At 62.4% G+C, this 11,272-nt stretch carries 11 protein-coding genes; 1 reads left to right on the top strand and 10 read right to left on the bottom strand.

Features of this window, described 5'->3' with window-relative positions; all coding sequences use genetic code 11:
* Nucleotides 1–166 precede the first annotated feature (166 nt).
* Nucleotides 167–862, top strand: coding sequence for a class I SAM-dependent methyltransferase (locus tag NA11_RS18155; RefSeq protein ID WP_069163114.1), 696 nt, complete (start codon nt 167–169; stop codon nt 860–862).
* A gap of 149 nt (nt 863–1,011) precedes the next feature.
* On the opposite strand, the gene NA11_RS18150 is transcribed toward NA11_RS18155, so the two are convergent.
* The 10 genes from NA11_RS18150 to NA11_RS18100 form a co-directional block, all read right to left on the bottom strand.
* Nucleotides 1,012–1,662: a hypothetical protein gene (locus NA11_RS18150; protein ID WP_069163113.1), complete on the bottom strand. Its 651-nt coding sequence runs from the start codon at nt 1,660–1,662 to the stop codon at nt 1,012–1,014.
* Between the two features lie 1,543 nt (nt 1,663–3,205).
* Complete coding sequence (locus tag NA11_RS18145; RefSeq protein ID WP_069163112.1) at nt 3,206–3,424, bottom strand: hypothetical protein; 219 nt, start codon at nt 3,422–3,424, stop codon at nt 3,206–3,208.
* Entirely contained in the window at nt 3,421–4,746 is a 1,326-nt protein-coding gene (locus tag NA11_RS18140) for an ATP-binding protein (RefSeq protein WP_069163111.1), read from the bottom strand. Before NA11_RS18140 ends, NA11_RS18145 begins: the two co-directional genes overlap by 4 nt.
* Before the next feature lie 167 nt (nt 4,747–4,913).
* Nucleotides 4,914–5,681, bottom strand: coding sequence for an ESX secretion-associated protein EspG (locus NA11_RS18135; RefSeq protein WP_069163110.1), 768 nt, complete (start codon nt 5,679–5,681; stop codon nt 4,914–4,916).
* The gene (locus NA11_RS18130; RefSeq protein WP_069163109.1) at nt 5,678–7,042 is read right to left on the bottom strand and encodes a PPE domain-containing protein; all 1,365 of its coding nucleotides are present in this window, start codon (nt 7,040–7,042) and stop codon (nt 5,678–5,680) included. The genes NA11_RS18135 and NA11_RS18130 overlap by 4 nt, the downstream gene beginning before the upstream one ends.
* Nucleotides 7,042–7,452, bottom strand: coding sequence for a hypothetical protein (locus NA11_RS18125; protein ID WP_069163108.1), 411 nt, complete (start codon nt 7,450–7,452; stop codon nt 7,042–7,044). Before NA11_RS18125 ends, NA11_RS18130 begins: the two co-directional genes overlap by 1 nt.
* Before the next feature lie 34 nt (nt 7,453–7,486).
* On the bottom strand, nt 7,487–8,068 hold the full coding sequence (locus tag NA11_RS18120; RefSeq protein WP_069163107.1) for a DUF3558 domain-containing protein: 582 nt from the start codon (nt 8,066–8,068) through the stop codon (nt 7,487–7,489).
* Nucleotides 8,069–8,221: 153 nt separating this feature from the next.
* On the bottom strand, nt 8,222–8,617 hold the full coding sequence (locus NA11_RS18115) for a RidA family protein (RefSeq protein ID WP_069163177.1): 396 nt from the start codon (nt 8,615–8,617) through the stop codon (nt 8,222–8,224).
* Between the two features lie 546 nt (nt 8,618–9,163).
* On the bottom strand, nt 9,164–9,703 hold the full coding sequence (locus tag NA11_RS18105) for a DoxX family protein (protein WP_069163105.1): 540 nt from the start codon (nt 9,701–9,703) through the stop codon (nt 9,164–9,166).
* A gap of 150 nt (nt 9,704–9,853) precedes the next feature.
* Nucleotides 9,854–11,215: an NCS2 family permease gene (locus tag NA11_RS18100; RefSeq protein WP_069163104.1), complete on the bottom strand. Its 1,362-nt coding sequence runs from the start codon at nt 11,213–11,215 to the stop codon at nt 9,854–9,856.
* Between the last annotated feature and the right edge of the window lie 57 nt (nt 11,216–11,272).

The raw sequence follows: 11,272 nt of genomic DNA, 5'->3' as shown, positions 1-11,272 counted from the left end.
TTGGGGTCGCGCATAGTTCCGAACAGAAGTAAATTAACAGTGGTACTTCGGTGAACCCCCAATTCCCACCGAATGTATCGGCGGTCCCCGCGCCAAGCCCTGCACGCGGCGCGGGGACACTACCGAATTCGCTTCGCACCAGGTCGATACATGAGACCGTTTTCAGATGAAGCACCCTGCACCCGATAATGATCATTTGGGCGAATTCCTCATCAGCGCAAGATCATTCACCGAATATCGCGCCATATTCGCGCTCTCCGACGCCGACCTGCACGGCCGGATTCTCGACTGTCCCGGCGGGGCAGCGAGTTTCACGGCCGAGGCGAGTGCACTCGGTGCCACCGTCACCGCCGCCGATCCCGTCTACGCCCGCAGGCCCGACGAGCTGCGCCGCCTGGCCATCGCGGAAACCGATCGCGGAAGCAGCTGGGTAGCAGCGCATTCCACGAGATATCGGTGGGACTGGTACGGCGGCGCGCACCGGTTCCGTGCCATGCGGCACGCGGCGGCGCACCGGTTCGGCGTCGATCTGCTCGAACATCCGAACCGATATGTCGCCACCGAGCTGCCGTCGCTGCCCTTCCCCGACGACAGCTTCGATCTGGTCCTCAGCTCCCACCTGCTGTTCACCTACGCCGATCGGCTCGACGCCCACTTCCACCTCACGGCCATGCTGGAGCTGGCCCGCGTTTGCGTCGGCGAAACCCGGCTGTATCCCCTGGTCGACCACATCGGTCGCCAGCTGGGCGACCTGGTCGCCTACCTACGAAAGGAACTCGAAGACAAAGGTATTCGGACCAGCCTCCGCGAAACCAGCTACGAATTCCATCACGGGGCGCACACCGTGCTCGTGCTGAACTGACTTCCAGCGGTACGCCACCCCATGGTCTAGATGTGCTGAAGGTATAGAGCCCGCGTTAGGTACGCGGGCCCTATTGACGGCTTCAGCCTGTTATTCCTTGCGCGGCAACCGGATCGGATGGTGGTCCGCCACCGCCAGGTCGACCGGAATTACGGGCCGACGGTGATCGGCTGCGCGGGATCGGTCGTGTTGTTCAATGCGAACGTGGCCGATGTCGTACCCGACGTAGGCCTCGGGCACGCAGCATCGCCGCTGGCCTTGATCGGCACCGTGACGTTGGTGGCCTTGACCGTCGAAGGATTGCCGTTGGTGAAGACGCCCGCCACTGTCATGGGCCCGTCCGGCGAGAGCACGGCGGTGCAGGACAGCGAACCGCTCGTCTTCAGCGTTACTCCGGCAGCGGGAGCCAACAGGCTGCCCGCAATCGGCGACCCGTTCTGCACCGACACCGCCCAGGCGCCGGAGGTGGTGACCGTGGCCTGGACAACGCCGGGCAGGTTGGTCGTGCAGTCTTTGATGCTCGGCGCCGCGATCGGCAGCGACACCGAGCCGCTCGCGTTGTGGTTGTTCGGCGCCGCCGGCACGGAACCAGAGGCGGTCACCGTGTTGCAGGTGACCGTCACGAGGCCCGCCTTGAAGACGATCGGACCCTGGTTGGTTGCCGTGACTGCGGCTCCGGCCGGGGTGACCGTGGTCGAGCCTGCGGGGGCACCCTCGGCCGCGCCGCCGACCGCCATTGTGACCGCGGTACAGCTCATCGCGGCAACCGCCACCCGCGCAAAAAACAGCTTGCTCGCCATTACATACTCCTCAGGGAATGCGATAATCGAAAGAACAACCCGACATTGAATCGAACCAGGGCTGTCGAATAAAAACGTTACGAACGATTCTTCGTTTCAGCAATGGTCCGTGACCAGGCATTATTCTGCGTAGAGTATCCAGTTGAACGACCTGCGTTTGCGCTGAATAGGCGAGATACACTGAGAGATTTCGAATTCCAACGATGCAGCTCAATTCTTTCAATATTGTTCCAAATGGAAAGATGATGTGATAGCATTGAACATGTGGCGTGTGTAACTTTTTGACGCTATCGCCGCCCGGCCGACAAACCTCGCCAGCTGACGCACCCTGGCGCCTCGGCGAAACTCCTTGATCTGCAACAATTCCGGCATCAGCGAATCCCGATGAGCATTACACGGCAGCGAAGTTCGACATCGGCAAGCGGCACTCGACGCCGAATAATTGTCGGTGACAAGTCATTTAAGTCGAGCCAGCCACGGCAATGTGATATACGTCACATGCGACCCATTTCGGCCAATTGGCGCACGAGTTACCAGGGCCGATTTCGGCCAGCCGCCCGCGAACGCCGACACCGCACGGAAGAGCGTCTACGTGCACTGGGCGCCTGTGCCGATCTTTGCGCGGTGCCGCGATACGGCACCTCATCGGCATCGAACCGCGACTACGCCCGCCACAGCACTACTCTTCCTACGGAGCGCGCGGATCGGCGTGAAACCGGTTCCCCGCAAGAGGCTTTCATCGCCAGCCACCAGGTCCGCCACTGACCTGGCCGCACCGACGATCGCGAAGGTGTGGTTGCGCGCGGGAGAGACGCTCGACGCCTCGCCACCAACTCCGCTTGGGTAAGCTACCCGGATCACAGCCGAAAGCTCCTGATGGAAACTGGGTTTGGGTTTCGATGTTGCCAAACCCGAGGTCCAGTTCACCTCCAGACGCCCGTGAAGCACTGGCGGGCTACAGGTTTGAGCACTGCGACTTCCGCTTCGGCGCAACGGCACCCACACATGACATGGCCACAACCCCGTGAACCACGATCAACTCGAGGCGCATTCCAACCCGTCGGTAAGCATCGACGCAGGCCAGCAGGCCGCCGACCAAGATTCGGACAAAATATTCCATATAGTATGTCGAGTTACAGCGATGTGATATGGGTCACATGCGACTGTGACCATGGCGTGACTCACTTCCGTGCTCTAGCATTTCCACACGGAATCGTGATCGCGATTCAACAAAAGTTCATCACACAATGATGAAAGATGAGGACTGAAATGGAATCCGGCTCGTCGACATTTATTTTTCTGCTGAAGATCTTCGAAGCTCTGCTTGGGTCCGCTTAAGCTACGACTTTCCAGTCCGACTGCTCGTCGAAATCGTCGGGTCAGCCGCTCGGGCCGATGGCACCGTTGTCCGACATGGCGACCATTGGCTCCGGGCTCTGACCTCAATTCCAAGAGGAATTTCGGCGAGGCAATAACACCGACCGCTTCCGGTGGCACCGTGTCGGACAAATAGGTTGATTACGCGCACTGTGGACCGCAGGCGTCAATCCCTGTGGGATACCGGCGCCGACGCGGCGAACAAATCAGGAGCCGCGAAACTCGACAGTCTCTGTGCGGCCTGCGCGCGCACCCGCGCATAGTCCTCGTAGGCTTCCACGCCCTCGACGGTATAGCGCAACGGATACGGCAACCGGTCACGGCCGAGCGCCTCCAGCGCCACCTCGAACATCAAACCATCCAGGCGCCAGCGGGATTCGTTCATCCGCCGATGACTCCGCCCGGCGGGAGCGCGGGCGGCTGCGTGCCATGTTCAGTCGGGGGTATCCACAGTCGATCGAGAGGCAAGACGTGCAGCTTGTCTTCGTAGGTGTATGACTTCTGGCCGAGATTGATGACTGCGCCGCCTACGAAGGCACTGCCCAGCTTGTCGCGGAGCATCCGGAGCCCTTCGAAGTCGCGGTCGGTCACCGTGCCTGCCGCTTTGACCTCGATCGCGGCGACAGACCCGGTGACGGTTTCGACTACGAGGTCGACCTCTTGCTGCTCTCGGGTTCGAAAGTGGGAGAACTCAACTTCCTGCTGTGCCCAGCCGGCCTGCTTGATCAGCTCGTTCACGGTGAAGGTTTCGACGAGGTGGCCGAACTGGCTGAGTGTCGCAGGGATACGACTGGACAGTTTGTGCTCGGTCAGCCCCGTAAGGTACGCGGCGAGGCCGGTGTCGACAGCATGGACTTTCGCGCTTCGAATAGTCCGTTGGGTAGCCGATCTGGTGAACGGTTCGATGCGATGGACGAGGAAGACCGCTTCAAGGAGGCCGAGATAGTCTTTGACCGTGCCCGAGTCGAGTCCGACAGAGTCGGCGATGTTCGAGATGTTGACTACTTGGCCCGTCTGGCCTGCGAGCCTTTGAAGTACCTGTGGCAGTACTTGCCGCTGGCGGACTTTGCGGATCTCCATGACATCGCGCTCGACGACAAGGTTGACGAAGTCTCGGAACCACCGGTCACGGGAGCGACCAGGTGTGCGGGCCACAGCGAGTGGGAACCCGCCGGCGAGCACGGCGCGCTCATAGTCGGCACGGGTGCTTGTCGACGAGCTGGCAGTCACCAGTGCTGCAGGGTCGCTGATCAGTGCGTCCAGAGCCGATTCGCGCGTTCCTGACAATTCTCCTTGGGAGAGTGGCCACATCGTCACGACATGGGCCCGGCCAGTCAGCGACTGTCCAGCAGTCGGGAGTGATCCGTAGCGAGTCGAGCCCGTAAGTAGGAAGCGCCCGGGCCGTAGATCCTTGTTGAGTTCGGCCTTGATCGCGTCCAGGAGCAACGGAACATGCTGGAATTCGTCGATACAGACCGGCGCCGGTCGATCCGAAGCCACGAATAGCGCAGGGTCGGCGGAAACGGCTCGCCGGGTCTCCAGATCATCCAGATCGAGTACATGTAGGCCTGCGGTCCTGGCGCATGCGGAGAGCAGGGTGCTCTTCCCGACGGTGCGGGCGCCAGTCAGCACCACCACAGGTTCGTCATGGACCAGCTCGGCCAGCACGCGCTGCAGGTGGCGTTCGATCAGCTTGGGCTCCGGCACTGTCGGTCCTCTCTAACCTGGAATCTGCCAGCGATATAATCGCACATTCGCGACACTTGAATCCCAGAATTGCCAGACCTTTAGTCCAAGATCCGCCGGACCCTGCTAGTCGGCCATCCGTCCAGCACCCGGCCAGGTCGTTCCCATACGCGCTTGTCCTGCTGTGACTACCAGCTGTGCGCCACCGCACGGTAGGTGGTCTGGATGAGGGCATGCAGCTGACGCTGAATCTCCTCTGCCGGGCCCGGCGTCAAAGCGAACTCGTCGGCGTCGCGGTTGTGCAGCAGGTAGCGGCCGTCCGCAGGCAGATAGTCCAGCCAGTGGAAGCCGCGGCCGTCGGTGGTCGGCCTGCTGTCGATCGCGCCGCCGGCGAAGACGCCGACCTCGCCGAGCCCGGAACGCGGGCGCCGCACGATGCGGTTGAGCTGTTCGGTGTGCGACAGGCGGGTCGGATGCTTGGCATATTCGACCTTGGTCAGATCCGAACGGCGACCGTTGATCGCCGGATATCGTCCTGGCGCACAATTCGGCAGTTGCGCGGCGAGCTGCGCGGGCAATGCTTGCGGCGGACAACGGGTCAGAATGATATCGCGGCCGTATTCCTGTGTGGGGCCGGGTAATTGGACCGCGATGGTGGCCGAGTGGCCGGTCATTCCTGCGTGCACGCGCACCACCTGATGGAAGTCGCGGCCGTAGAAACCATGCATCTCGACCCGAACTTGCGGCTCCAGCAACACATTCAACGCGGCGAACAAATCAGGAGCCGCGAAACTCGACAGCTTCTGCGCGGCCTGCGCGCGCACCCGCGCATAGTCCTCGTAGGCTTCCACGCCCTCGACGGTATAGCGCAACGGATACGGCAACCGGTCACGGCCGAGCGCCTCCAGCGCCACCTCGAACATCAAACCATCCAGGCGCCAGCGGGATTCGTTCATCCGCCGATGACTCCGCCCGGCGGGAGCGCGGGCGGCTGCGTGCCGAGCAACTCGGAACCGCGGTCGTAGATGAGGTAGTCCGGGGTGGTGTGCTCGTCGTCGTCATCGCCTTTGCCGCGGGCGCCGGGTGCGCCCATGCCACCGAAACCGGAGGCGCCCGCCCGGCCCGTTGCGCCTGCGCGGGACGCGGTTGCCGCCGCGGCGGGGGTCGCGGTGGACGGGGTCCCCTTGCTCGGCACACTCGTGCCCGGGCCCGCAGTCTTGCTCGGGGAACCGGGGACACCGGAGCGGGTGCTCGGAGTGCCTGGCGTGATGGTGGACGGGGTGTTCGTCGGCGTGTTTGTCGGGGTATTGGTGGGTGTCGACGGGGTGCGCGACTTGCTCGGATCGTCGGTGCTGGTGGTGGTGCTCGCCGGGGTTGTCGAAGCAGTGGTCGTGCTCTGCTTGTCCGTGTCGTTCGGATTCGTGGTCGCGTTGTCCGTCGACTGCGTGGTGGTGTCGTCGGACTTCGTCTCGTCCGAAGTCTTCTTGGTCGGGTCGTCGGTGGTGCCGGACGGACTGTTCGACGTCGGACCACCGGGGCCACTCGTACCCGGGTTGGATCCCGGATCACCCGTCCAGCCCTTGCCCACCGTGCTGGTCGGCTCAGGCAGGATCGGCGTGATGCCGTCGACCTCGTTGACGCCGGGACGGTAGTTGTCGATCATCACGCGGCGGGCGTCGCTCTCCGCTTCCTCGGCGCGGTAGGTCGGACCTTTGATGACGTTCTGCTTCGGCAGCATGTCGAGAATCTTGTCGCCGACGGTGTAGTTGTCCGGCTCGGGGACAGAGCCCTTGGCCTGCGCAAGGTGTCCTTGCGTCAAATCCAAACCGTGGCCGACCATTTGGAACGAGGCGGCGAGCTTCTTGAAGGTGGTGGAGAAGTCTTTGGTGGCGTCGATCGCGCTGCTGCCCGACTTCCCGTTCCACTTCTCGCTGATGGACTGGTTAACCGCGTTGGAGAACTCCTCCACCGCGCTCTTGCCCTTCGTGGCCATGTTGCGCCAACCGTCAGCCGCTGAGTTGATTGCTGCCGAATCCACTCCTTGGAGCGCTTCGTAGATCTCCTTGTGCGACATGGTCTCAAACGGGTCTTGCACGGTGATGGCACGGCCGTCGAACGTGGTGCTGCCGTACTCCGAGAGCAGTGAGGACCACTCAGTGTTGACGTCCGCGCGATCCTGGTCCCACTTCGTCTTCTCATTGGTGGACTGCTGTTGATCGTCGTGCTTGTTCTTGTCGGCCTGGCGCCGCGAGTCGGAGAGTGGGCTCACAGCGATCTCACCGACCCCCGCGAGCCAGTCAGGAAAGGACAGTCCCATTACGAATCCCCCGTGTTCAGCTTCGAATACTGAGCTGCTGCAGACTGATCAGATTCGGTCAGTTTGCCGATGGCGAGCTTGTAGGTCTCGCTCATCAAGGTGACGACGTCGATGCTCTGCTTGAGCCGTTCCATGGCTGAATCGTTGCCACCGTTCGCCTTACGCTCGAACTTGCCGCGCAGGGCTTCTGCCGATTTCAGCGTGCCGAACCCGCTCAAGCGATCGAGTTCGCTGGCGTCGTTCAGGATCTTGTTGAGCTTGGTGCGCATCTGATCGGCGTGATTTGCCAATTCCGTTCCGACTTGCTCGTCCAGGCGAAGCTCGCCCCCCTCGGCCTGCTTCTTCAATGTCTGCCAGCGAGCTACCGCGGCCTCCATCTGGGCGCCTTCGCTCTGCTCAGGCTCCGCCATCGTCCCTCCTCACGAACATCAACTGTCGCAACATCTACTTCGGCAAAAACGGTTCGAGCTCCTTGGCATGCCGAATTGCCAGATCACACGGGGGCGCCTGAGGCAGCGATGCTCGTTCGCTATAGAGCCAGCCGATACCCACTTCCACCGAGCCCTGCTTCGCGGGGAGACTGACGTGGCATCGCAGCTTTTCGTTGTCGGACTTGTCTGAAGAGATCAGGCCAGAACGAGAACCGATCTGAACTTCACGCAGGACAGTGACCTTGTCGTTCTTGCGGAGATCGTCCAGCGTGTACGTCAGCGACGAAACGTTTACGAGGTAAGGACCGTCGGTCGAGTCCCATCGGCAGATCCGCGCTACGACATCACCCGTCGGCGCGTCGGTGACGGTGCCCTTCGACGCCGGGTCCACCCGAGTGCCCCGCAACGCCTCATCAGACAGCTCCGTGCACGGGTTGAAGATCTTCTGCTCACCGTTGGTCGGGCTCCCGCTCGTCGTCTTCGGATCCCCATCCTTCGACGACGGCGAACACCCCGTGACCAGCCCGGCCACCGTCACACCGGCCAGCACTGCCCCCAGCACGACCTTCGCCGGCACAACCATGGCGGTTCGCATATTTCTCCTGACTCCGGATCAGACACCCCGTCACAGGATAGGACGCACAAGATCCCCATTCGGTTCCAGTCCAAAACAAACTGTTCCAAAAGGACCGTTCCACCCCGCCACCGGGGACCCGGCACTCGCGCCAGATCCCCGGCGGCACCTCGGTCAGCCGCGCACGGCTACCGCATCCACCTCGAACTGCATCCCGGGCAGCGCCAGCGCCGCGACCCCGGTCAACGTCTGCGTCGGCGGCCGCTCACCCCAGATCTCGGCAACCTTCTTCCCGATCACCGCAAGCTTTTCCAGGTTGTGATCGACGATGAAGGTCCGCAATTGCGCGACCTCAGCAAAGTCGAGACCGACTGAGCGCAAAGCGATCCCGAGATTCGCGAACGCATTGTCAACCTGTGTAGCGAAATCGTCGCTGGTCGTATGCCCCTGGGCATCCGAATCATATTGCCCCGCAACAAACACCAGCTCACCACTGACCCGCGCCACATGGCTGTACCCAAACCCCGTTGGATCGTGCAGTTCCGACGGGTTGCTGATCTCGATGGCCATCATCGTCTCCTTGTCACTCAACTCAGCACAACAAGAGAACGACGACGCAGCATCCCCAACTGTGACATGACAGCGATCACCAGCCTGACTGCCATCCGGCTGCCATGAATCAGCACACACGCGTCGCATTGTGCGATCTCGCCGTAGGGTCGAACTCGATTCGTCGCTTCATCGGGAGGGAAAATGAAAGCGAAATCGACTGCTGCCGTTGCCGGTATTGCTGCCGCGATGTTCCTCGGCATCACAGGGACAGCCAGTGCGAACCAACCCCCGTGGTGGGGTAAGCCTGACGCCAGGTACGTCGGTCTCTATAAGACTGACAAGGACTGCTGGGGCGCAGCCGCAGACGAGATGGGGCGAGACCCCAAGCGCATCAATTACGTCTGCTCCTTCGAGCACAACACATTGCACTGGGCCTTGTGGATGTGGCGATAGCAAGCGCAGGTCCGTCCTCCGTCGAGAGGCGAGACCCGCGTGATCGCCGAACGGCTAACGGCGCGCCGACCCAAGGGATTACCACGCCCCGATCGAATGGAGGATCGGAACTCAGAGCAACCACTTCAGGATGAGCGTGAGCACCGCAGCCACCACGGCGACGATGACCGCGCCCGCGCCGAGCGCGAAACTCGGGCGCTGCCATGGCCGACCGGCGTCCAGCGAGAACTTGCCCGCGCCGGTAAAGGCGAACCCTGCGCCGATCGCGGCGAACAGCAGCCCCAACTCGAAGTTCTCCTTGCCGAACAGGCCCAAACTCCACGTAACGTTGATCGCGTTGATCATGGTGCCGAGGATGATGGCACCGGCCAGCGGGGTCAGCAGGCCGACGACGAGCAGCAACCCGCCGACGAATTCGCTGAGGCCGGCGAGGGTGCCGAAGAGTTTGCCCGGGTTGTATCCCATACCGTCGAAGCCGTCGGTGGTTGCCGTCCAACCGGCCCCTTCGAACCAGCCGAAGAGTTTCGCCGCACCGTGTGTGGCCATCATCCCGCCGAACACGACGCGGATGATCAGGAGTCCGATGTCTGCAGTGACACCGTCTAGTTCAGGATTGGCGGTCGTTCGTTCGAGTACTGATTTGGTGGTCATGCTGGTCCTCGTCCCTGCAAGTCGATTCCATACATCTGGGTCTATCAGCCTCGGCGATTAATCGGACTACGGTCCAATTACCACTCGAGTGGTGCCAACTTCCCAAGACCTCTTCTTATTCCGGTACTACGATTTCGCCCTGACCTGGGTTCATTCTGCGAGGAAGAAGAAATAGCCCAGGAACACGACGAGCAGTGCCCACATCGCCGGATGCACCTCTCTGATCCGGCCCTTCGCGACCATGACTATCGGGTAGAACAGCATCCCCATCGCCAGGCCATTCGCGATCGAGTAGGTCAGCGGCATCATCACGATCGTGATGAATGCGGGCACTGAATATTCAAGCCGATTCCAGTCGATCTCGCCGAGTGACCGGGCCATCAGGACGCCGACCACGATCAATGCAGGCGCTGTCACCTCGCCGGATCCCGCGACCACCGCGAAGATCGGATAGCAGAACATCGCGAGCAGGAACCAGCCCGCGGTGGCGACCGCGGTCAGCCCGGTGCGACCGCCTGCGGACACCCCGGCCGTGGATTCGACGTAGGCGGTGGTGGTGGAGGTGCCGATGACCGCGCCTGCCATGGTGCCGACGGAATCGGCGGCCAGCGCGCTCGCGGCACGCGGCAGCTGCCCCTTGTCGTCGAGCAGACCCGCCTGGTTGGCGACGCCGATCAGCGTGCCGGATGCATCGAAGAAGTCGACGAACAGCATGGTGAGGATGACGACGGCCATCTGCCCGGTGAACGCGTCGGGCAGATGGATGATCGCCTGACCGAAGGTGTGTTCCAGGCCTTTCGGCGCCGCGACGACACCGTTCGGCAGGTCGACCAGCCCACTGACGATGCCGACCGCTGCCGTCAGCACGATCCCGTACAGCACCGCGCCGTGCCAGCCGATGACGAGGAAGACCACGGTCACGACCAGCCCGAACAGCGCGAGGAGGGTGGTCCCCTTGGTGAAATCACCCAGCGTGACGAGGGTGGCGTCGCTGTTCACCACGATGCCTGCGTTCTTCAACCCGAGGAACGCCACGAACAAGCCGATGCCAGCGCCGACCGCCAGCTTCATCTGCATCGGGATCGCGTTGAGGATCCGTTCACGCACCTTGGTGACGGCGAGCAGGAAGAAGATGACGCCGGAAAGGAAGGTGCCCGACAGCGCGACCTGCCACGGAATTCCCATGCCGAGCACGACGGAATAGGCGAAGAAGGCGTTGAGTCCCATGCCTGGCGCGAGCGCGATCGGATACTTCGCCCACAGTCCCATGACGAGGGTGCCGAACACCGCGGCGATGGCGGTCGCGGTGAACACCGCCTGCATCGGAATGCCCTTGGCGCCGAGCGCGCCCTCGTCGCCGAGCACCGACGGGTTCACCGCGAGCACATACGACATGGCAAGGAACGTGACCGTGCCCGCCATCAGCTCGCGTTTCATGGTCGAACCGGTCGCGCTGATGCCGAAGAACGCGTCGATGCGACCTCGAGGCTCGGTCGGTGCGGCGGTGGACATGGGCGGTCTCCAGTCGGGAAATGGTACGGGCGTGCCCAGGAACGGTAGCCGACGATT

It is taken from the genome of Nocardia altamirensis NBRC 108246, assembly GCF_001612685.1.
In the GTDB taxonomy this organism is placed as follows: domain Bacteria; phylum Actinomycetota; class Actinomycetes; order Mycobacteriales; family Mycobacteriaceae; genus Nocardia; species Nocardia altamirensis.
This window is presented reverse-complemented; position numbering and strand designations above follow the sequence as displayed.